The organism is Mycolicibacter senuensis, assembly GCF_003284925.1.
GTDB lineage: Bacteria > Actinomycetota > Actinomycetes > Mycobacteriales > Mycobacteriaceae > Mycobacterium > Mycobacterium algericum_A.
Genome location: NZ_QMEX01000008.1, coordinates 26,621 through 49,557, shown reverse-complemented (window position 1 = coordinate 49,557; position 22,937 = coordinate 26,621). Strand labels below are relative to the sequence as shown.

Sequence of the window (22,937 nt, the reverse complement as noted above, 5' to 3'; positions counted from 1 at the left end):
CCCGCGACCACCCGACCAGACCCGGCCTGCTCAGCGTGTCCACCGCTGCAGGTACTCCCGGTGCGCCGGTGACAGCCGCACCAGCTTCTGCTCGTCGATGCTGAAGGCGGCCAACTGGCTTTCGGCAATCACCGCCGGCTTCGAATCCGGTGCGGCGCTGACCGAGCGCACCTCGTAGCCGATGGTGAAGTCCACTGTGCGCAGCCGTGAGATCCACATCGTCACCTGCAACGGCGAGTCCGTCAGCCGCAGCTGTCCCTTGTAGGTGACCTTCACCTCGGCGATCAGCAGGCCCACGCTGGTGATGTCGACCGCGAACGCCGGCGACAGGAACGGCACCCGCGCCTCTTCGAGGATGGTGACCATGGTCGCGTGGTTGACGTGCTGGTACATGTCGATGTCCGACCAGCGCACCGGAACTGCGGCGATGAAACCCGGTTTCACGGCATCGTCGCCGGCGGGTTTGCTCATGACGCCGATCCCCGGCCGCTGGCCCGGGTCATGCTGCGGAGCTGCCGCGCGGCCACCGACAGTGCGGCCAGATCCCGCTGATCGGATCGGTAGATCTGGGTCAAGGTGCGCCGCGCCCGTTCCACCCGTGACCCGTTGGTCGATTCCCACTCGGTGATTTTCTGCATCCCGTCCTCGTCCGGTTCGCCGACCGCCAGCACGTCCAAGCACAGCGACCGCACCGAATTGTAGATGTCATCACGGATCGCCAACCGCGCCAAGGCATGCCAGCGGTCAGCCCGCGGCAATTGCGCCACCGCGGTCAGCAGCCCGTCGGTGCCGAGCCGGTCCATCAGCGCGAAGTAGGTGTCGGCAACCTCGGCGGCGTCGCGCTCGGTGATGTCGGCGACGTCGATGACATCGAGCAGGCTGTAGCGGTACAGTCCCATGGCGATGAGGGCGGCAAGATCCTCGGGTACGCCTTGATCCCGGAACTCACCGGTGTGCTTGGCGACGATGCCGGCGTCGGCGCCGCGCAGCCATTCCGACATCCGCGGCGTCAACTGCCCGACCTGTTCGGCGAACCGGTTGATCTCGGCGCCCACCGCCAACGGTTGCGGACGGTAGTTGAGCAGCCAGCGCCCGGCGCGGTCGATGAGCCGACGCAGATCCAGCGTCATCCGGTCGCAGACGGCCACCGGAAGTCCGTCCTGCTCGCCGGCCACCCGGATCCGGCGCCACAGCTCGCCCACCCCGAAGATCGCGTCGGTCGCCACGTAGGCGCGTACCGCGTCGGTCAGCTCGACACCCACGTCCTCGGTGATCCGGAAGGCGTAGGTGATGCCGGCGGTGTCCACCACATCGTTGATCAGCATGGTGGTCACGATCTCGCGGCGCAGCTGATGCGAGCGGATCTCGGGTGTGAACCGCTGCTGCAGCACACGCGGGAAGTACTGCGGCAACCGGGCCGCGAACACGTCCTGTTCCGGCATGTCGGTTGCCAGCACCGCAGCCTTGAGGGTCAACTTGACGTGCGCCATCAGCGTGGCCAGTTCCGGTGACGCCAGGCCCAGCCCGGCTTCGGAGCGCCGGGCGATCTCCTTCTCCGACGGCAGCGCCTCCAGCTCACGGTTCAGACCGCGGTCGGCCACCAGGTGCCGGATCTGGTCGGCATGCACCGGCAGCAGGCTGGCCGCATTGGCCCGGCTGGTGCCCATCAGGTCGTTCTGTGCGGTGTTGTCGGCCAGCACCAGCGCACTGACTTCCTCGGTCATCGACGCCAGCAGCTGTGGCCGGTCGGCGGGGTCGAGCTTGCCGCGCGTGATCAGCGAGTCGATCAGGATCTTGATGTTGACCTCGTGGTCGGAGCAGTCGACACCGGCCGAATTGTCCAGCGCGTCGGTGTTGATCCGGCCGCCGGCCAGGTCGAACTCGACGCGGCCCAGCGGTGTCACGCCGAGGTTCCCGCCTTCACCGATCACCTTGGCGCGCAACTGGTTTCCGTTCACGCGGACCAGATCGTTGGCGCGATCGCCGACGTCGCTGTCGGATTCGGTCTCGGCCTTGATGTAGGTTCCGATGCCGCCGTTGAACAACAGGTCCACCGGCGCGCACAAAATCGCCCGGATCAGCGCGGGCGGGTGCAGTTCGGTGACTCCCTCGTCAAGGCCCAGCACCGCTCGCATTTGCGGGCTGATCGGCACCGATTTCAGCTCGCGCTGATAGACACCGCCACCGGCACTGATCAGCGCCTTGTCGTAGTCGTCCCAACTGGATCGGGGCAGGTCGAACAGCCGCTGCCGCTCGGCGAAGGACCGGGCCGCATCCGGGTCCGGATCCAAGAAGATGTGCCGGTGGTCGAACGCGGCCAGCAACCGGATATGTTCGCTGCGCAGCATTCCGTTGCCGAACACGTCGCCGCTCATGTCCCCGATGCCGACGACGGTGAAGTTCTGGGTCTGGGTGTCGATCCCCATCTCGCGGAAGTGCCGCTTGACCGATTCCCAGGCGCCCTTGGCGGTGATGCCCATTTCCTTGTGGTCGTAGCCGACTGATCCACCGGAGGCGAACGCATCGCCGAGCCAGAAGCCGTAGGACTGCGCGACCTCATTGGCGATGTCGGAGAAACTGGCGGTTCCCTTGTCGGCGGCGACCACCAGGTAGGCATCGTCGCCGTCGCGGCGCACCACCTCCGGGGGCGCGCTGACGGCGTGGGTGACGTGGTCGACGTTGTCGGTGACGTCGAGCATGCCCGAGATCAGCAGCTTGTAGCAGGCGATGCCCTCCTGGCGGGTGGCTTCACGGTCGGCGCCGGGGTCGCCGGTGGGCATCGGGGGGCGTTTGACCACGAATCCGCCCTTGGCGCCGACCGGGACGATGACGGCGTTCTTGACCTCTTGGGCCTTGACCAGTCCGAGGATCTCGGTGCGGTAGTCCTCACGACGGTCCGACCACCGCAGTCCACCGCGCGAGACGAACCCGAATCGCAGGTGCACCCCTTCGACGCGGGGCGAGTAGACGAAGATCTCGAATTTGGGCCGCGGTAGCGGCAATTCGTCGATCAATTGGGGGTCCAGCTTGAACGCCAAGACATTTTGGGCGCGAGCCGACTCGGCGCGGGTCACGAAGTAGTTGGTGCGCAACGTGGCCTGGATCAGCGAGGCGAACGCGCGCAGCACCCGGTCGGTGTCCAGGCTGACCACCGCGTCGATATCGGCTGCCACGTCGGCTGCCGCCGCCTGCGCATCGCGGCCGCGAGACGATCGGGACGGATCGAACAACGCCTCGAACAACGCCACCAACGCCCGCGCGGTGCCCGGGCGATCATTGAGCACCGAGGCGATGTGGCTCTCGCTGTAGGGAAAACGCGCCTGGCGCAGGTATTTGGCGTAGCCGCGCAGCACCACCACCTGCTGCCAGGCCAGGCCGGCGCGTAGCACCAGCTCGTTGAACCGGTCGATCTCGACACGGCCCTCCCAGATCGCGGTGACTCCGTCGGCGAAGCGTCGCTGGGCGGCGTCGCGTTCGGCGTCGGTTGGCGGAATCTCGATGCTGGGGTGCGGCGACAGCTTGAACTTGTAGATCCACACCGTCAGACCATCGGTGCGGGTGACGGTGAACGGCCGCTCCTCGAGCACCACCACACCCATGGACTGCAGCATCGGCAGCAGCTGACTCAATGAGGCACCGCGTCCGCCGAGGAACCACGTCAATGGGACCGCGTCGGCCTTGCCGTAATCGGAGACCACCAATCGGACCGAGCCATCGGTCACCGCCTCGATGATCGCGATGTCCTCGACGGCTTCTGCCGGTGTCACGGCCTGCTTGTAGGTCCCGGTGAACGCCGCCGCGTAGTGCTGCGCGTGCTGTTCTACCGGGGTTCCGCCCGCCGCGCCGATCATCCGGTCCGCCCAGGTGCGGCTGGCCTCGGTCAACCGCGCCTGGATCCGCACCCGGTTGGCCTCGGAGGTGTCGACGGTGCGCGCCTTCGGGTCAGTGGGCAGCCGGACCATGAAATGGATCAGCGCCCAAGGGGCTTCGCTGACCCGGGCGCTGTACTCCACGCCGACGCCACCGAACTCGGCGGCCAGGATCTCCTCCATCTGCAGCCGGACCGGGGTGGTGTAGCGGTCACGCGGCAGGTACACCAGGCATGACACGAAGCGCCCGGTCCGGTCGCCTCGCAGGAACAGCAACGCGCCGCGCCGCGAGCCCAGGTTGGCAACGGCCATCGCCATGTTCAGCAGTTGCTCGGAGCTGATCGCGAAAAGCTCTGAGCGCGGGACGGTTTGGATGATGTCGAGCAGCAACTGGCCCGGGTGACCCGGCTCGCTCTCCGAGAGCGCCAGTGCGTGGCGCACGGTCCGGGAGATGACCGGGATCTCGAAGACATCGGCGTTCATGGCGCCGGCGGTGAACAGCCCGACGAAACGGTGCGCGACGATGTCCTCACCGGTGTTCTCCCGGATCACCACCACGTAGGTGTGTGAGCCGAAACGCATGTAGCTGGGCACGGTGGCCTGCGCCAGGGTCAGCAGGTCATCACCGGTGAGCATGGGCCGCACCGACTTCCGCGTCTGCAGCACGCCCAGCCGGTCGGCGTCGTCGACCAGCACCTGCCCGTCACGGACCACGCCGCGTTGGTAGCCGAGCAGCACGAAGTGCCCGTCGGCCAGCCAGCGCAGCAGCGCGGCGACATCGTCGCGGTCCGGCGCGGTGTAGTGCCCGTGCGCGTTGGTTTCGACGTCCCCGGCCAGGGTGTTGAGCGCATCGTGCATCGCCTGCGAGTCGGTGGCGACCTGGCGGACGTCGGCCATCACGTGGGGCAGCAGCTGTTTGGCCTCGGCCAGCGCTTCGCGGCTGACCGACGGTGAGAGCTGAACATGAATCCAGGTCTCGCCGGCCGAACCGTCTGCCGACTTGTCGCCGTCCGAAGGCTTCGGCGCGACCCAGCGAAGTTCGCCGTCGGCGTCGCGGCCAACGGTGAACACCGGCGTCATGATGCCGGTGTAGGCCACCCCCAGCCGGTGAAGCAGCACCGCCACGGAATCCACCAACATGCCGGCATGCCCGGTGACCGCTTGCAGGGCCGGGCCGAAACCGGCGGCGTCGTCGGCGGCGTAGACGCCGACCCGGGTTTCACCGGCAGGCCGGTGTTGCGCCAGCCGGGCGTGGGCTGCCAGCAACGACGGCGTCACCACAGCCGCGGCCCGTCCGGCCAAATCCTCACCGGACCGATCGTCGCCGGTCAGCGCATCGCTGTGTGGGCCCCGGTAGGTGGCGACATAGGCGCCCGCGACCCAGTCGGGGATGTCGTGTGGCTGAGCGGGATCGGGAAGCGTTGTCCATGCGGCTGTTCGCCGCTCGGTGGATTCCGTCATCCCCACCCCTCCTGAGCACGTGTCAGCTCCGGCAGCGCCGCTACCGGCCTCACACTAGTCGCGGGTGAGTCTGCGGTGGGTCACTCGATGCGGACGCGCCGCCTCGGCTCCGAGGCGTTCGATCTTGTTCTCCTCGTAGGCGCCGAAGTTGCCTTCGAACCAGAACCATTTGGCCTCATCATCCGCGTCGCCTTCCCAGGCCAGGATGTGGGTGCAGGTGCGGTCGAGGAACCAGCGGTCGTGGGAGATCACCACCGCACAGCCCGGGAAGTTCACCAGCGCGTTCTCCAGCGAACCCAGGGTTTCGACGTCCAGGTCGTTGGTCGGCTCGTCGAGCAGGATCAGGTTGCCGCCCTCTTTGAGGGTCAGCGCCAGGTTCAGCCGGTTGCGTTCGCCGCCGGAGAGCACTCCGGCCGGCTTCTGCTGGTCGGGGCCTTTGAAGCCGAACGCCGACACGTAGGCACGCGACGGGATCTCGTTCTGCCCCACCTGGATGTGGTCGAGCCCGTCGGAGACCACCTCCCAGACCGTCTTCTTCGGGTCGATGCCCGCCCGGGACTGGTCGACGTAGCTCAGCTTGACGGTCTCGCCGACTTTGACCGTGCCGCTGTCGGGTTCCTCGAGGCCGACGATGGTCTTGAACAGTGTGGTCTTGCCGACACCGTTGGGGCCGATCACCCCGACGATGCCGTTGCGGGGCAACGTGAATGACAGGTCCTTGATGAGCATGCGCCCGCCAAAGCCCTTGTCGAGGTTTTTGACCTCCACGACCAGGTTGCCCAGCCGCGGCCCGACCGGGATCTGGATCTCCTCGAAGTCGAGTTTGCGGGTCTTCTCCGCCTCGGCCACCATCTCCTCGTAGCGCTGCAGGCGGGCCTTGTTCTTGGCCTGACGCGCCTTGGCGCCCGAGCGCACCCAGGCCAGCTCCTCTTGCAGCCGCTTCTGCAGCTTGGCGTCCTTGCGGCCGGCCACCGCGATGCGCTCGGCCTTCTTCTCCAGATAGGTCGAGTAGTTGCCCTCGTAGGGGTAGGCCCGGCCGCGGTCGAGCTCGAGGATCCATTCCGCCACGTTGTCGAGGAAGTAGCGGTCGTGGGTCACCGCCAGGATCGCGCCCGGGTAGCTGGCCAGGTGCGATTCCAGCCACTGCACACTCTCGGCGTCGAGGTGGTTGGTGGGCTCGTCGAGCAGCAGCAGATCAGGCTTGGACAGCAACAGCTTGCACAGCGCGACGCGCCGCCGCTCACCACCGGAGAGGTTGGTCACCGGCTCGTCGGGCGGCGGGCAGCGCAGCGCGTCCATGGCCTGCTCGAGCTGCGAGTCGATGTCCCATGCGTTGGCGTGGTCGAGCTCCTCCTGCAGCCGGCCCATCTCCTCCATCAGCTCGTCGGAGTAGTCGGTGGCCATCAGTTCGGCGACTTCGTTGAACCGATCCAGCTTGACCTTGATGTCGCCGAGGCCCTCCTCGACGTTGCCGCGGACGGTCTTCTCCTCGTTCAGCGGCGGCTCCTGTTGGAGGATGCCGACGCTGGCCCCCGGAGCCAGGAACGCGTCGCCGTTATTGGGGGTGTCCAGACCCGCCATGATCCGCAAGACGCTCGACTTGCCGGCCCCGTTGGGGCCGACCACACCGATCTTGGCGCCTGGCAGGAAACTCAACGTGACGTCGTCGAGGATGACCTTGTCGCCGTGCGCCTTGCGGACCTTCCTCATCGTGTAGATGAACTCAGCCATACCGCGGTGTCGCCTCCTGGTCTCGCGAATTTGCTCGCGGCCCATCCTAGGCGGTCGAGCCGGCGCGACCGTCGGGCGCTGGTCAGGCGGTCAGCGCCATCCCATCGTCGGCCTCGGCGGTGTCAGCGGCCTCGGCACCCGGTTCCCCGTCCGCAAGCCCCGGGTCGGCGTCGGCGGGAAGAGCGGCCGGCGGCTGGTCCGGTCCGGCGGCGATGATCTTCTCGACGCGCGCGGCGCACCGAGCCAGATCCGGTCCGACCGCCGTGGCGCGCAGCTCCACCGATGAGCGCCGAACGCCGTCCCTGTCCTCGTACTCGCTGGTGAACACGTGCCCGACCACCACGACCGGCAGGCCCTTACTCAACGATGCGCCCACTCCGGTGACCAATTTGTCCCAGCAGTTGACCGTGACGAACAGTGAGTTGCCCGCCTCCCAGTTGCCGTCGGCGCCACGCCGGCGCGAGTTGCTTGCGACCCGGAACTTGATGAGTTCGTGCTCCCCCACCCGGCGGCGGATCGGATCGGAGGCCACGTTGCCCACCACGGTCAAGTTCGTTTCGTACATTGCGGGTTTCCTTCCTGGTTGCGGCGGACGCGATCAGCCCGCCGGTGCTGCACCCATTGAGCCCGCAGCAGCCGACAACCGGGGCGGGCCGACCGTGGCTGTCACGGCCGGCTGTGGAAGGAATACGAACTGGGGATAACCCCGACAGCGGTGCTACACCCGCGGCTTGGCGACGCTCACCGGCGCATTCCAATTCGAGAAGGTGATCACAACGGACTCGTCGGCACCGGACGCCAGCTTGAGCGCCACCAGGTGATGATCACCGGTCTCCTGGATCCAGACCGTGCACGACGTGCGTTTGGTGGCCTGCAACTGCGGCACGATCTTCTTCGCCGCGCGGGCCGACACCTGGCCGCTGATCCGGACGGTGTGCACTTCGTCAGTGCCCAGCTCGATCGTCTCGCGGCCCTCGACCTCCGGGTCGATGAACTCGGTCAGCATCTCGGCGAGTCCGGTATCCGGGCTCAGGATCGACGCCACGTCGTAGAAGTTCGCGGCAGGCCCGTAGTCGATCCACCGGCCCTCATCTTGCGACACGTAGAGGTCGCCCCCGAACACCACGAACTCCACGTAAGCCGGCGCCCCCCGGTACCTGATCTTGGCGTAGCCCTTCGCCGCCTCGGCAGGCTGCCGGGTCACGTCGCCGTCGAGCGCGCTGATCGCCATGTTCTCGATACTGCTGCTCGCCGACAGACTCAGGTGCGCGCTGTCGACTGCTGCGGTGGTGACGCTGGAATCCTTGAGAATCGCTGCGGCGGTCGGTAGTGGCTCGCTGGCCTTTTTCGAGGACGTGGCCGACGGCTTCGAAGACGTGGGCGATTCCACAGCCGACGGTGATTCGGGAGCCGACGACGCCGTCGGCGCGGAGGCCGGCGCGGTGGTCGGCGCGACTGTCGAGGTGACAGCAGACGACGAAACCGACGGCGCGGTTGGCGGGGTGGACGAGCAACCGGCGACCAGGGCAGCGGCGGCACTCGCAACAGTCAGTACGGCGGGAAGCCTGCGCATGCCCGTCATGCTAGGTGCCCTCGACCACGCGGACCCGGCAGGGGCACCGCACCACGATGAAACCGTTGGTATACCTTGCTTAGCGGTGGATACCAAAGGCCAGTCCGGCAGCGGTGCACACACCGACCGCAGCACATGGGCACGCGACGAAATCCGGGTCTCGGACCCAAAAGCCATGCAACGCTCGATCGCCGGCACTGCTGTCGGCAACTTCATGGAGTGGTACGACTTCGGCATCTACGGCTTCCTCGCCACCACGCTCGCGCAGGTCTTCTACCCCGGCGACAGCTCCAGCGCGGTGGGTCTGATCGCCACGTTCGGCACCTTGGCGGCAGCTTTCGCGGTGCGGCCGTTCGGCGGGATATTCTTCGGCGCGCTCGGTGACCGCATCGGCCGCAAGAAGGTCCTGATCATGACCGTCTCGCTGATGGCGATCGGCACCACCATCACGGGACTGCTGCCGTCCTACGAGGCGATCGGGGTCTGGGCTCCGATCCTGCTGATCATCACCAAGCTGATGCAGGGCTTCTCCACCGGCGGCGAGTACGTCGGCGCGATGACCTACGTCAGCGAACACGCCCCGGACCGCAGCCGGGGCGCGCTGACCGGATATCTGCCGTTGGGCACACTGGGCGGCTACATCACCGGCGCCGGCGTGGTCACGCTGATCCAGTCCCAACTGCCGGTTTCGGACATGCTGCACTGGGGCTGGCGAGTCCCCTTCCTGCTGGGCGTGCCACTGGCGTTCGTCACGCTGTACATGCGGCTGCGCATCGATGAATCACCGGCCTTTGAAGAGCTGGGGCAGGCCGGTGAGGACAACTCGGTGGCCGGCGAAACCGGGTGGCAGCAGTTCCGGCAGACCGTCGTGGGACAGCGCAGCGGGCTGTTGATCTGCATGGGCCTGGTGCTGGCGGAGAACGTCACCAACTACATGCTCACCGGATACCTGCCGACGTACTTCAAACAGGTCGGCGGTATCAGCGGCAGCCGCGGGCTGACGATGATCGTGGTGGCGCTGGTGATGATGTTGATCGTCGTGATGCCGCTGGCCAGATTGTCCGATCGCATCGGCCGCAAGCCGCTGCTGTGGACCGGCAGCAGCCTACTGATCTTCGGCTCCGTGCCGGCGTTCCTACTGATCCGCCACGGCGGAAGCTATCCGATCCGGCTACTCGGTGTGCTGCTCATCGGGCTGATGCTGGTGTGCTTCAACAGCACCACACCGTCGACGCTGCCCGCGCTGTTCCCCACCCAGGTGCGCTTTTTCGCGGTGGCCATCGGATTCAACATCTCGGTCTCGTTGTTCGGTGGCACCACTCCGCTGGTCGCCGAGACGCTGGTCTCGGGAACCGGCAACGTGATGTTGCCGGCCTTCATCCTCATGGCCGCGGGCGTCGTGGGCGCGATCACGCTGTGGTTCACGCCCGAGACGGCCGGGAAGGTGCTGCCGGGCTCGGGGCCTTCGGTGGCAACCGAGCAGGAAGCGGACGCCATCGCCGAGACCGGATTGCGCGAATAGCGTCAGTGCCGCCCGAGGGCGTCGCGGCGAGCCACCTGGGCCAGCATCGCGTTATAGGCGGCCAACTCGGCGTCGTCGTCCCGGTCGGCGGACCGGTCCATCCGTTTCGCCGTCCGGCTATCACTGCGATGCCACTGCACCAATAGCGCGATCATCACCATCACCAGCGGCAATTCCCCTGCCGCCCAAGTGATTCCCCCACCCAGGTGCTGATCACCGGCCAGGTCGGTGTGCCAGGGCAACCCCAGGCTGGCATAGAACCACTCGCCCAGCACCTTGTGCATGCCCATCAGCAGCACCCCGAAGAAGCCGTGCATCGGCAGCGAGGCGAACACCACCGCCAGTCTGGCCAGCGGTGAGATCGGACGCGGAGTGGGATCCACCCCGATCACGACCCAGTAGAAGAGGTAGCCGCTGAGCATGAAGTGCACGTTCATCGCGACGTGCCCCGCGTGGCTGCCGACGATCGAGTCGAAGATGGTGCTGAAGTACAGCCCGTAGAAGCCGGCGACGAAGATCACCGCCGCGATGACCGGGTTGGTGAAAAATCGCGAGACCCGGCTGTGCAGTGCCGCCAACAGCCATTCCCGCATTCCGGGCGGTTCGCCGCGCCCGGCGGCCGGCAGCGCCCGCAGCGCCAACGTGGTCGGCCCGCCCAGCACCAGCAGGATCGGCACCAGCATCGACAGCAGCATGTGCACCACCATGTGCATGCTGAACATCGCCGGCATGTAGCGCCCGGTTCCCGACGAGGTGGCGACGAGCAGCGTCGCACAGCCCAGCAGCCAAGCCGTGGTGCGGCCCGCCGGCCAGGCGTCGCCGCGGCGCCGCAGGCGCAGCACACCGGCCAGGTAGACGGCAGCCAGCACCACTGCGGCGGTGCCGAAGATCACGTCGAACCGCCAGTCGAACAGGATCCGCGCCACGGTGGGCGGGCCGGCGAAGTCGTAGCCGATCTTCACCATCGGCACCGACGGGTTCAGCACTGGCGGTGGCGGCGGAGGGGTTCGCCCCAGTCCGACCGCGATCCCGAAGGTGGCCGCGAGGATAGCGGCCTCGACCAGGGCCAGTCGGATCAGCGCGGCGCTCGACGGCGGGTCGGTCTGCAGCGCCGCGACCCCGCTGCGCCGCTGCTGCCAGCCCAGCACACCGAGCAGGCACAGCGCGACGACCTTGGCCAGCACCAATCGGCCGTACTCGCTGGTCAGCAGGTCCGACGGGGCGACGCGCACCAACGCGTTGAGCACCCCGGACAATCCCATGGCCACAAAGCACCACAACGCCACCGCGGAGAACCGCCGGGCCGCCAGACCGGCGTGTTCACCGCCGCGCAGCGCGTGTACCAACAGCGCGAACAGACCGCCGGCCCACAGCCCGGCCGCGGCCAGGTGGATCAGCAGGCTGTTGGTGGCCAAATCATGTGAGCCGCCGGCCGCCGAGTGCCCGGTCAGACCCAGCGGGACGAGGGTGAACAGCGAACCCGCCAGCAGCACCGGCGTCCAGGACCAGCGCAGCACCGCCAGGCTGACCAAGGTCACCGCCGCGGCGAGAGCTGCCGTCCATCGCCACGCGGACGCGGTGTTGATCATCCCGGTCAGCGACCAGGTGGTGGCCGGATTCAGGAACTCCGACAGGGGGTGTCCGGAGACATCGGAGATGGTCAGCGGCACCAGCAGCGCCGCGCACACCGCCCAGATCCCCGACGCCACGGCGCCCAGCCGCAGGGCGCGGTAGCCGGCGACGTCGAGCACACCGCTGGATTGTGGCGGCACCAGGAACGCGGCGAGCAGAAACGAGCCGACCGCCAACACCGCGGCGATCTCGCCGACCGCCCGCACGAACGGCAGGCCCAGGGTCGTCACCGGGCCCGGATCGGGCAGGCCGGTCACCGTCAGGGCATCGGCCAGCGACAACGCGGCGATCGCGGCGGCGGTACCGCCGGCCAGGATCGCCACCCCGGCCAGCACCGGCACGAACTTGGCCGAGCGGGCACGGGTGGCCGGAGCAGAGGTCATGGTCCCAGCGTATGGTGCGCTCCCGAAACTCCGCGTATCGAGGCGCCGCGGCGCTATTGGCCGGCCACTCCACGCCAATGCCGGCGCATCTCGGTGTCTCGGGCGACGAATGCCTCCCGGGCGATCCGGGCGATGTGGTCGGAGTCCTTCAGGATGCTCCGTAATTCAGCCCGGAACGCCCGGCGGCGCTCGGCCAGGTCCGCGGTGTTCTCCAACAGCTCCTGGTCGGCGACGACTTGGCATGCCGTGGCGAACAGCAAGGTGGACACCGACTCACTGCTGCGGACCCGCCCCTGCGCCACGTACTGGCGGCCGACCCCCAGGGCCGACTGGGTCAGTTCCTGCTCGCCGACGTCGGCCGGCGCATCGCAGAGCACGTCGGCGACGATCTCGTAGGCCTCGAAGAAAACCCGCAGCATGACATCGGAGGTCACCGGGGTCTTCTCCGACAGAATCCCGTCGACCTCGGCGCCACCGGCGGCGACCCGCGACTCCCAATCGGAGAACCAGGACATCTCCTCGGCGATGTTGTCGCGGAACGTGGCCGAGTCGGCGAAGTAGAAATCGAACTTCAGCAGGTCCCGCAACCGCATCGCCTGAGTCCAGAACGCCTCGAGCCGGTCACCCTCGCCGCGACGGGCGTGAGCCAGTGCCAGCTCGACGATCGAGGTCTCCAGGAAGGCGTGGATGACCGAATTGCGGTAGAACGAGGCGGCGTGCTCGTCCTCGGGGGCGATCCGCCACACCGACTCGCGGCCCCCGTCGACGCGGGTGACCGGGTGCCCGTTGGACATCGCATCGACCGCCGCGCGCACCCCGTCGCGGCTGCGCAGCCGCAGCGCGCTGGTGGAGATCGGGGTCTGCTTGCGTTCCAGAAAGTCCAGACCGTCTTGCAGCGAATGATGGATCTGGTCCAGCGTCAACGCCAGCCCGTGGGTGGTCAACAGCAGCGCCGACACCAGACCGGTGGCACTGATCGGGGTGACGCGCTGAATCCGCCATGCCACCTCGATGGCCATCTTCTGCATGGCAAGCCGCTTGGCATCCGGATCGGTCGCCGCGGGACCGTCGGGGGCACCGAGGTACTGGCGCATCGACACCGCTTCGGGGAAACGCACGTAGATCTTGCCGTAGCTGCGTTCGCCCTGCGCCTTGATGAACCGATAGAGCCAGCGAGCACCCTCCGGTGTCTTCTCCCCACCGCGGGCGTAGGCGGCATATTCGTCGGTCTCGTGTAACTGATCGAAGCTGATCGAAACACCTTGCAGCAGCACATCATCAGTGCGGTCATCCAGGTATGCATCGGCGACGTAGGTCATCAGCCCCAGCTTGGGGGGCAGCATCTTGCCGGTGCGCGACCGGGTTCCCTCGATGGACCAGCTCAGGTTGAACCGTTTCTCCATCACGTAGCCGACGTACTCCTTGAGCACGTACTTGTAGAGCGGGTTGTTGCCGATGCTACGCCGGATGAAGATCACCCCGGCCCGGCGCAGTAGCGGTCCCATCAATCCGAAAGACAGGTTGATCCCGGCGAATACGTGAACCGGCGGCAGCCGGTTCTCGGCCATCGCGACCGGCATGACCGCACCGTCGATGTAGGAGCGGTGGGAGAACAGCAGCACCGCGGGATGGCTTTCCAGCGCAGTGCGCAGCGCGGCCACCTGATACTCGTCGTAGTCGATCTCGGGGTCGAAGCCGCGGCTGAGCAACCGGGTCAGCACCCCGACCAGGTCGACGGAGACACGACTCCACCCGGTGGACAGCTCGTCGAGCATCTTGCCCGCCTCTTCGAGCGTGGCACCGGGAATGGCCTTGAGTCCCTCGCGAAAACGGGCGGAGGCCAAGATCTCCGGCTTCACCAGCCGCGGCGACTTGTACTGTGGCCCCAGGATTCGGTATTCGGCACGTTCCAGCGCCAGCACCGCCCGCCGGGTGACGAAGTGCGCGAAGTCGCGGGGGTTGTCGCCGACGGTGTTCTCACGCCACTGCTCGCGCAGCTGGGCGACGGTGGCCGGTTCACCGGCGACCACCCGGGCCAGCGCCGAGTCGGTACGCACGATCTGACGTTGCTGACGCTCACCGGGCCGGTATGGGTTACGGCCGGGCAGCAGCGCGGCCACTCGGGACAGCGCTGACGCTCCGGCACGCGGCATCCAGAACACTCGCACCGGCAGAACCGAGCGCTGTTCGTCGCGTTCGAGCTGTCCCACCAGCCGAGCCATCGTCGACGGCGGCCTGTCCGGTTCCAGCGGGAACAGCTCGGCGAGCACATCGGGATTCGCCTGCCGGTACCGATCCACCCAATCCCGGACCAGGCCCGCCTCCACGTCCGACGACACGAATGCCAGCACGAGCGTGTCGCCGGTCACGGTGGATCCGGAGTGATCGGCGGGGTCGGTGGCCGGGGATGTCGTCACGGCACCTCTTTCGGGCCGGCGGTCTTCTTCGCCTTCGGCGCCGCCGCTTTCTTGGCGGAAGCCTTCTTGGCCGGCGTCTTCTTGGCGGCGGACTTTTTGGCCGGCGTCTTCTTGGCGGCGGACTTCTTGGCCGGCGTGGGCGACCACTGCGGCAACTCGTCGACCGGCCAGTCGGCCAGCGTGTCCAGATAGAGCTGACGGATCTCCGCGATTCGGTCGGCCAGGTCGTCGACTGTCCAGTCCTCGACCGAAATCGCCGGGAACACCGCGACATCGACGGTGCCGGGGTTGGCGCTCATCGAGTCCCGGGCGGCGACCACCTCGGCGTTGCGGATCACGATCGGCACAATCGGAATCCCGGCCGCCATCGCGATACGGAACGGCCCCTTCTTGAACGGCCCTACCCCGGTGGTGTCGACCCGGGTGCCCTCGGGTGCGATCACCACCGACAGTCCCCGCTTGGCGCGTTCCTCGACCGCGTGCAGGGATTCCACCGCGGATGCCGCGTCGTCCCGGTCGATGAACACCATCTCGGTCAGCTTTCCCAGCGGGCCGGCGATCGGGTCTCGTTCCAGCTCTCGTTTGCCGACGCTGATCCAGTTGTCGCGCACCAGCGCTGCGCTGATGACCGGGTCGACCTGGTTGCGATGATTGAAGATGAACACCGCGGGTCGGGTTGCGGTGAGGTTCTCCTTGCCGATCACGTTGAGCCGCACACCGTTGAGGCCCAGCAGCAGCTGCGGAAAGTACGCCGTGAAGAAGTTGACGCCCCGGCGCCGGCTGCCGCTCAACAGGCCCAGCCCGATCGCGCCGGCGCCCACCGGCACCATCGATCCCAGCGCGGCAAGGTTGCGCAGCTGACCGACGACGCCACTGCCGCGGCTGCTGAACCGCAGGATCGGCCACCCCCGCTTGCGCGCGACCGAGGCCATCTTGCCTTCGGGATTGGTCGGCCTGGGGTTGCCGACAAGATGCATCAACGCGACGTCCTCGTCGCCGTCGGCGTAGAAATAGCTGTCCTGCAGATCGATGTCGTGTTCGGCGGCGAATTTCTGCACCGCGGCGGCTTTCCCCGGTCCCCACAGGATCGGTTCGGCCACCTCCCCGGTGAGCACACCGTTCTCGTCGGTAACGAAGGCATTGGTCAGGGTGTTGGTGATACCGAGGAAACGGGCGACCGGTTCGACCTGGATGGTCAGCGCCGAGGAACTCAGCACCACGGTGTGCCCGCGGGCCTGATGGGCGCGCACCACTTCGCGCATCTCCGGGTAGATACGCCCGGCGATCTTCTGCGCGAACAACCGCTCGCCGATCTCGTCGAGATCGCTGATCGAGCGGCCCCGCAATGCCGACGACGCCTTGGTGATGAGTTGCTCGAATTCAATGCGGCCGAGTTGGTGATTGAGCCCGGCCTGGATCATGCCGAACAGCTCCCCGATCCCCATGTCGCGGCTGCGGACTCGTTCCCGGGTGAGAATGACGGCGGTGAAGCCGGCCACCAGGGTGCCGTCGAGGTCGAAGAAGGCGCCGATCTTGGGACCGGGCGGGCTGGCGGCGATCTCAGCCACCGATCCGGGCAGCCGCATGTCGCGCGGCGGCGACTTTTCACCGGTCATGACTCGGCATCCGACTCGAACGATGCCGCCACACAGCGCGGTACCGGGTCACCGGCGAGCGCCAACACCTCGTCGAATCCCTGCACCAGACAGGTGCCGAACAGCTTCTCGTCGCGGACCGCGGCCCGGTCGTAGCGGACCGTGATGGTGCACTCGCCGCCGCGGGAGATCAGCACCACCATCATCGCCACACCGGGCAGTGGACCGATTCCGTAGTGCCGCAACACTTTGGCACCCGCGATGTAGGTGTCGCCGGGATAGAAGGCCACGTTGCTGGCCTGCACGTCGGCCGCGACCACCGACTCGGTCATCTTCTCCAGCACGGGCGTCGGGAAGACGCTCAGCAGCGGCGCCACGGATCCGATCACGTCCATCGCGGGTTCTTCGCGCCGCTGGGTCATCTGGGCCCGGATCCGTTTCATCCGCTCCACCGGGTCGGCGACCCCGATCGGGGCGGCCAGATTCACCCCGGTGAACCGGTTACCGCCCGCGGGATCGGCCTCGGCACGCAGGTTTACCGGAATCGCCATCGGCAACGTGGCGATCGGGACACCCAGCGCCCGGTGGTATCGCCCCAGCGCCCCGGAGAGCGCGGCCAGGTAGGCGTCGTTGATCGATCCGCCGCCGGCCTTGGCGGCCCGGTGCAGATCCGCCAGCCGGATGTCGAGCGCCTGGGTGCGGCTGCTCAGGCTGCGTCGCCGCAGTAGCGGCGACGGTTCGGCGGCCTGGCTCATCACCCGTGCGCCCGAGCGGACATAGCCGATGACGCCGGCCACCGCCGACAACGGATCACGAACCGTGCGGGTGGCCGCCCACAGCGTCCCCAACAGCACGTCGCGGGTGCCGCCGAGCACCGCGGCCGGCAGGTGGTTGATGCCGTCGCGCATCAAATCGTTCGACGACAGGTCCTGCGGCACCGGTTGCGGCGGCATGGCTCGGGCCGGCGGGTCGCGTTCCAGGTCGTAGATCTGTCCGAACATCGCAGCGCCACCGACACCGTCGGTGACCGCGTGGCTCAGATGCAGCATGGTGGCGGCGCGCCCGCCGGCCAACCCCTCCACCAACGTCGCCGACCACAGCGGCCGCTGAATGTCCAGCGGTGATTGCAGGCTCACCTCGGCCAGGTCGAGCACTTCGCGCAGCCCCCCGGGTTCGGGCACCCGGAGCCGGCGCACGTGAAAATCCAGGTTGAAGTCGGGGTCCACCACCCAGCGCGGCGCCGCCGTCGGCAGCGTCGGCACCACCACCTTCTGGCGCAATCGCAGTACCCGCCGGGACACGTTCTCGAACAGGCTCCGGAAACGATTCCAGTCCGGGGTGGTGTCGAGTAACTCCACGCCCATGATTCCCGACCGGGTGCGAGGATTGGCCTCGCCGCGGTGCAACAGGTAGTCGACGGCCCCCAGTTCGGTGGGCAGGCCCGTGGCGTCGATGAGGTCACCCATGTGAAGCTCCCGAGGGCTCGCCGCCAGTGCCTGCCCCGCGCACCGACGCCGCGACCACCACGTTCCCCTCCTGATTCACCCTCTTCACGAGCACCATTCAACGCTAAAGCATGTCGAACAACTGTGGTGGTTGTTCGACACCGCCCTTCTCGGGCGTTCCTTGGCTCATGGCGCTGGCGCGGTGTGACCGTCGGTTCCCGCTGGTTTCACCGGCCGGCGTGCTGAGACCGGCGCCGCTCCATTGCCACCAGCCGATAAACTGGGCTGTATTGCCCCCGTAGCTCAGGTGGATAGAGCACATGACTTCTAATCTTGTGGTCGCAGGTTCGAGTCCTGCCGGGGGCGCAGGTCAAGGCAATATCGGCGTAGAGCACGGACACTACGTGAGTCCCTACGCAGAGGATGGACATCTGGTCGAGCCGGTTGCCGCACAGGAGAATTCGGTCACCGCCGCCCAAGTTCTCGCCGTCGCCACGGCATGGGAGCAGTGCGCCGACGAAGCGCGTGACGATGCGGCCCGATTGGGAATGGACCCCGGACCGCTTATCAGAGGTTTAACACGTTCTATTGGTCAATCAGCGTGTTTACCTGCACATTAATCATCGTATACATGTATCCTCTTAGGTATGGTTGGCCAAACATTTTCCAAGTTTGCACGGCGTGGCGCGCCGGCCGATGTGGGATACCGGGGTAAAAATTCACCCCATGGACCTACACGACAATCCACAACTGCTGGTGGAGAAGTTCGTCGAGCAGCATGCTCTCGTGTTGGGCGAAACGCATGGCGATCTGTGTGCGAGGTTGGCGGAGGTTCCGGACCGGTACGTCGATCAGGGGAACGATCCCCGAGGAATCACCGTGTCATGCACGCTGCTGGAGACGTTGCTGTTCTCGAGGTGGCGTCGCCAGACCGAGGACTCGACTTTGAAGGCGATCAAGGGCAACGGGTTTGGGATTGTTCTGGTCGACGGGAAGGGGTCTCGTATCGGGGTGCGCAAACATCCACGCAACTGGGACGGCAGCCTGCTCGAATCGGTGGAGTATGTGCCCGGCGAGCATCAGCTGAGTATCGAGGAGGAATTGGGGTACCCCAATCGGCGGCGGGGATGGCATTCCGGAGCCTCCCGGGTATCGGCAATACGTACTGTGGTGGCCAGGCAATCTGGGCTTGGGTGGTGCGGTCTTGGCTGCGGGCATACTCACCGACAAGGTTCAGGTACTCTACGCCAGCACTCCGCTGCCGCCACCGATCATGGAGCAGCGTGCGAAAACGGCACCCACCATGGATCCGTTCACGCAGGCTACCGAGGTTGCAATGCCCGGAAAGCGGCGCCGGGACGAGGACTTCGCGGATGCCGACGGCGTCACCGAGGAGACACTGAACGAAGCGCCGCCGGAATCGTACCTTGGATCGTGGCGACCAGCAGGGCCATCTCGGGGGAGATCGCCGCGCCGTGCCGCATCTGCTCCACCTCGGCGACGGTGGCGCCGAGGACTGCGCCGATCTGGGCATCGCTGTCGAGGTTTCGGTCTTGCTTGATCTGGTCAATTACGCCGTGCCGTAGGCGGATTCGGTGCATCTGGCGCGACCCTCCCAATGAATCACTGATGCGTTAGCAGTTCGGTATGAACCGACTATGCATCATTCGATCCGGTTTTGCAAAGACGTGGCGATTCGCGGCGAGTCGTTCCGCTAAAAGCCCAGGTGAGCACACGTCAGTGGGCGATGCTATAGTGCATCGCATGGAACATGGAGAGTGGCTCAGCGCAGCATCTGGTGGCCAAAGTCAGCGCAGCATCGCCACTAAGGCCGGCGTCCAGCAGTCAAAGATCAGCCGCCAGCTCGCCGCTGGACGCCTCGACCCGGACCTGGTCATCACACTGGCGCGCGCGTGCGGAGTATCGCCGGTAGATGCGCTGGTGGATACCGGCTATCTACGGGGTTCCGACGTTCAGGTCGTCGGGATCGCCGACGCACTCAAGGCGGCCACCAACCGCGAGTTACTGGCAGAGGTTGTGCGCCGGTCCGACCCCAATGCGAAGCTGCTATTGCGGGGCGGTGACGGTGCGATCACGCCCAAGGGCAAGCGGCTGAAGTCATCGAACGAGGGTCAGGTGGCGGCCGCTGCCGACGAATCCGCCAGGAAGACCGCCGCCGAACTGAAGGCAAATCGCCGCATTGACGACGCGAAATAGGTTCGGCGACCACGTGCTCGGCGGATGGTCCTCAATGAGCTGAACGTATTCAATCTGCAACTGCTCCAACTCGCCGGGGTCGTCCAAGGCATCCTCACTTCGGGACAGCCCCTAGATTCCGGACGTTAACCAAACATCACGTGCCACGACACACCCACAACCATCCTGTTGCCACAAAGTGACCATGGAGAAATAGGAAGTGAACTAGGGTTCGGGAACATGCGGCCCCCTTGGCGACGAAGACGGCCGGTGCCGCCACCGCGGCACGAGCGGCCGGTCGTCAGGATCGCCTACCAGGAACTCTACGAGGAAGAGGTTCCGGACAACGGCCCCGAACATCGCTACGCCTATTTCTGGCCGTTCGACTCCCCGCCTGTGGTGGGTCAGCGGGTCGTGGTCACCAGCGCAATACATCCTGACGGCTGCTATGCGGTAGTCACCGGACCCGGCTCCGTCGATGATGCGAAGGGCATACCGCTGAAGGCGGTCGTGTCACTGGTTCTTGATGACGAAGTGGAGGCGGCACAGCGCGAAGGCGATCCGAACGCGAAAGCATGGGGACGCTGGATCGCGCACATGCAAGACCGGGGCAGTTTTCTTGGCGAGGGAATGCCCGACATGCGGCCAGCGCGTGACCAGGGAATCTTCGACTAGCCCAGCAGTCCCTTGAGTGCCCCGTCCATCGCCGCGCGAGACAGTGACAGGTCGACATGCGCATACCCTCGATGCACCTGTGCGCCCGCATGTCCGAGGATCGCCATGCGGATCTCTTCGGGAACCCCGGCCTGCATCAGGAGTGTGGCCGTCGTGTGGCGGGCGATGTGCAGGGGGGCCGGCGGTAGTCCGGCGGCCGCCAACGCCGCTTGCCAAGCCTGGTAGTCGCTGTAGCGGTCCTGCGGTCGTCCGTCGGGCAGATGCCAGATGAGGTTGTGCGGGTTCTTCCGGCCGCGGGGGTGGCGTTTCAGCATCTCCCCCAGCGGTGCCGGGATCGGAACGACACGGGCCTTCGTCTTCGGTGGCGTCAGGGCGAGTGCCCCGTCGAGGATGATGGGCTTGAAGGTTCGGGGGATGTCGAGCTTGGCCTTCGGGCAGGCGGCGGGCGCCTTACGGTGACACGGCCACGTGTCGTCACTGTGACGCTCCCCGCACCCATGGATCTGTGGCAACTGCTGTAGCTGTAGCGAGAAGTCGACGATCCCGGCCTCGAGGTCGAGGCGGTCCCATGTCAGCCCGAGGCATTCACCCTGCCGCGCCCCGAGCAGCAGTGCGGCGGCCCAGCGAGTCGCCCACGGGTCCTTGTGATCGATCGCCGACCGCAGCAGGTGCTTGGCCTGGTCGGCGGTCAGCGGCTCCCGTTCGGCGGGGACGTGGCCGGGTTTGTCCACCAGTAGGGCCACGTTGCGGCCGATGAGTCCTTCGCGCTCGGCGTCACGCAAGGCCCGTTGGAGGATGACGTGGGCCAGCTGGGCGTTGCGGGTCGATGAGATGCCCTCGCTCATCGTCCGAATGTGGGCGGCGGTGAGCTGATCGAGGCGCTTGTCGCCGATGCGCGGGTTGATATGCAGGCGGATGATGCGCTCGTAGCCCTGGTAGGTGCCGGGGCGGATCTTGCCGCGATGGATCTCAGTCAGCCATCGGTGCAGCCATTGCTCAACGGTGGCCTTGTCGGTGGCGGCGATGCGGCCGGAGTCGACTTCCTTGCGGATTTTCTTCAGTTCGGCGATGGCCTCGTTTCGGCTGCTGCGGCTGATGCGTTTCCAGCGGCGGGTGCCGTCGGCGGCGCGGGGCAGTTCCACGCGGGCGGTCCAGCGTCCGTCTGCGGTCTTGTAGAGGCCGCCGTCGCCGCGCGGACGGCGGGGCTTGGCGTGCCAGTTTCCGCAGGCGCACAGGTATGCCTTGGCGGGGACATCGGCCTCGGTGTCGTAGGACTTGAGGCGAGGGGTTGGGCATTCGGTCATGTGGACTCCGATCAGTCTCTACGTGCTACCCTACGTTAGCCGCAGGTGGCCGTAGATGACCATAGATGACGATACCGTGACCTGCATGTTTGCCTAACCGACATGATGGGAGTATACCTAAAACATGACTTCTAATCTTGTGGTCGCAGGTTCGAGTCCTGCCGGGGGCGCGCCAACGAGGCGAAGCGCAACGGCACTTTGCGTGACATAGTGCCGGAAACCCGCAATGATGCCGGGTAAACCTGGAAAGGCAGGTCCATGGGCCACGAACGCACCCTCATCCTCTACACGGTCTTCATGATCGCGCTGATTGCGGTGTCCGCCGTGATCATCGCCTGGGTCGCTTGACCGGGTTCCGATGCCGTCATCGTCGATGACACAATCCGATCTCGTCTTGTTCCGCGTCGCTGACCGGGTGGCGTTGATTACCGTCAATGATCCCGACCGGCGTAACGCGGTCACCGGCGCGATGTCGGCACAATTGCGGGCAGCGGTGCAGCGGGCCGAAGCCGACACCGGCGTGCACGCGGTGGTGGTCACCGGCGCGGGCCGGGCGTTCTGCGCCGGCGCTGACCTGTCGGCCCTCGGAGCTGCCACCGAAGACGGGCTGCTGGCGCTCTACGACGGCTTCATGGCGGTCGCGCAGTGCACGTTGCCCACCGTGGCCGCGGTCAACGGCGCCGCCGTGGGCGCCGGGCTGAATCTGGCACTGGCGGCCGACGTACGGATCGCCGGCCCGGCAGCGGTGTTCGACGCCCGGTTCCAGCAGTTGGGTCTGCATCCTGGCGGCGGCGCCACCTGGATGCTGCATCGGGCGGTGGGACCCCAGGTTGCCCGGGCGGCGCTGTTGTTCGGTATGCGTTTCGACGCCCGGGCCGCCGTGCAGCACGGGTTGGCCCTGCAGGTCGCCGACGATCCGGTCGACGCGGCGATCACGTTGGCCACCGGGCCGGCGTCGGCTCCGCGAGAGGTGGTGTTGGCGACCAAAGCCACGATGCGCACCACGGCTGTTCCGGGCGCGGTCGAGGGCGAGCAGCACGAGTTCGCCAAACGCACCGAACTGGGTCCGCAGGCGGCGACCGTGGAATCACCGGAGTTCTCGTCTCGGCTGGCCGCCGCGCGACGCCGCTGAGC

14 protein-coding genes and 1 tRNA gene are annotated in these 22,937 nt (G+C 66.8%); 5 read left to right on the top strand and 10 right to left on the bottom strand.

Going from position 1 to position 22,937, the window contains the following annotated elements; all coding sequences use genetic code 11:
• Positions 1–30 precede the first annotated feature (30 nt).
• From DQP56_RS04830 to DQP56_RS04810, 5 genes are all read right to left on the bottom strand, one after another.
• Positions 31–471 carry an acyl-CoA thioesterase gene (locus DQP56_RS04830; protein ID WP_435673818.1) on the bottom strand — a complete coding sequence of 147 codons (441 nt, stop codon included), beginning with the start codon at positions 469–471 and terminating at the stop codon, positions 31–33.
• A complete protein-coding gene (locus tag DQP56_RS04825) occupies positions 468–5,330 on the bottom strand; it encodes an NAD-glutamate dehydrogenase (RefSeq protein WP_112683850.1) in 4,863 nt (1,620 codons plus the stop codon). The genes DQP56_RS04830 and DQP56_RS04825 overlap by 4 nt, the downstream gene beginning before the upstream one ends.
• 54 nt (positions 5,331–5,384) lie before the next feature.
• Entirely contained in the window at positions 5,385–7,061 is a 1,677-nt protein-coding gene (gene ettA / locus DQP56_RS04820; RefSeq protein ID WP_112683849.1) for an energy-dependent translational throttle protein EttA, read from the bottom strand.
• An 82-nt stretch (positions 7,062–7,143) separates the two neighbouring features.
• Positions 7,144–7,626: a single-stranded DNA-binding protein gene (locus tag DQP56_RS04815; RefSeq protein WP_112683848.1), complete on the bottom strand. Its 483-nt coding sequence runs from the start codon at positions 7,624–7,626 to the stop codon at positions 7,144–7,146.
• Between the two features lie 153 nt (positions 7,627–7,779).
• On the bottom strand, positions 7,780–8,634 hold the full coding sequence (locus tag DQP56_RS04810) for an LppX_LprAFG lipoprotein (RefSeq protein ID WP_205868799.1): 855 nt from the start codon (positions 8,632–8,634) through the stop codon (positions 7,780–7,782).
• 175 nt (positions 8,635–8,809) lie between these two features.
• Here DQP56_RS04810 and DQP56_RS04805 point away from each other — a divergent pair, with 175 nt between their 5' ends.
• A complete protein-coding gene (locus tag DQP56_RS04805; protein WP_112683876.1) occupies positions 8,810–10,156 on the top strand; it encodes an MFS transporter in 1,347 nt (448 codons plus the stop codon).
• Positions 10,157–10,158: 2 nt separating this feature from the next.
• On the opposite strand, the gene DQP56_RS04800 is transcribed toward DQP56_RS04805, so the two are convergent.
• Genes DQP56_RS04800 through DQP56_RS04785 form a run of 4 tightly spaced genes read right to left on the bottom strand, consistent with a single transcriptional unit; the run spans position 10,159 to position 17,649 of the window.
• Entirely contained in the window at positions 10,159–12,171 is a 2,013-nt protein-coding gene (locus DQP56_RS04800) for a bifunctional copper resistance protein CopD/cytochrome c oxidase assembly protein (RefSeq protein ID WP_112683847.1), read from the bottom strand.
• Between the two features lie 53 nt (positions 12,172–12,224).
• The gene (locus tag DQP56_RS04795; RefSeq protein ID WP_112683846.1) at positions 12,225–14,588 is read right to left on the bottom strand and encodes a glycerol-3-phosphate 1-O-acyltransferase; all 2,364 of its coding nucleotides are present in this window, start codon (positions 14,586–14,588) and stop codon (positions 12,225–12,227) included.
• Positions 14,585–16,204 carry an HAD-IB family hydrolase/lysophospholipid acyltransferase family protein gene (locus DQP56_RS04790; protein WP_112683845.1) on the bottom strand — a complete coding sequence of 540 codons (1,620 nt, stop codon included), beginning with the start codon at positions 16,202–16,204 and terminating at the stop codon, positions 14,585–14,587. The genes DQP56_RS04795 and DQP56_RS04790 overlap by 4 nt, the downstream gene beginning before the upstream one ends.
• Positions 16,201–17,649 carry a wax ester/triacylglycerol synthase family O-acyltransferase gene (locus DQP56_RS04785; protein ID WP_112683844.1) on the bottom strand — a complete coding sequence of 483 codons (1,449 nt, stop codon included), beginning with the start codon at positions 17,647–17,649 and terminating at the stop codon, positions 16,201–16,203. The genes DQP56_RS04790 and DQP56_RS04785 overlap by 4 nt, the downstream gene beginning before the upstream one ends.
• A 271-nt stretch (positions 17,650–17,920) precedes the next feature.
• On the opposite strand from DQP56_RS04785, the gene DQP56_RS04780 reads away from it, so the two are divergent.
• The 3 genes from DQP56_RS04780 (at position 17,921) to DQP56_RS04765 (ending at position 20,499) form a co-directional block, all read left to right on the top strand.
• Positions 17,921–17,994, top strand: a tRNA-Arg gene (locus DQP56_RS04780).
• A 1,398-nt stretch (positions 17,995–19,392) separates the two neighbouring features.
• Positions 19,393–19,845: a hypothetical protein gene (locus tag DQP56_RS04770; RefSeq protein ID WP_112683842.1), complete on the top strand. Its 453-nt coding sequence runs from the start codon at positions 19,393–19,395 to the stop codon at positions 19,843–19,845.
• A 249-nt stretch (positions 19,846–20,094) separates the two neighbouring features.
• Positions 20,095–20,499, top strand: coding sequence for a hypothetical protein (locus DQP56_RS04765; RefSeq protein ID WP_112683841.1), 405 nt, complete (start codon positions 20,095–20,097; stop codon positions 20,497–20,499).
• On the opposite strand, the gene DQP56_RS04760 is transcribed toward DQP56_RS04765, so the two are convergent.
• Entirely contained in the window at positions 20,496–21,803 is a 1,308-nt protein-coding gene (locus DQP56_RS04760) for a tyrosine-type recombinase/integrase (RefSeq protein ID WP_112683840.1), read from the bottom strand. The genes DQP56_RS04765 and DQP56_RS04760 overlap by 4 nt on opposite strands.
• Before the next feature lie 373 nt (positions 21,804–22,176).
• On the opposite strand from DQP56_RS04760, the gene DQP56_RS04755 reads away from it, so the two are divergent.
• Positions 22,177–22,935, top strand: coding sequence for an enoyl-CoA hydratase (locus DQP56_RS04755; RefSeq protein WP_112683839.1), 759 nt, complete (start codon positions 22,177–22,179; stop codon positions 22,933–22,935).
• Positions 22,936–22,937 lie beyond the last annotated feature (2 nt).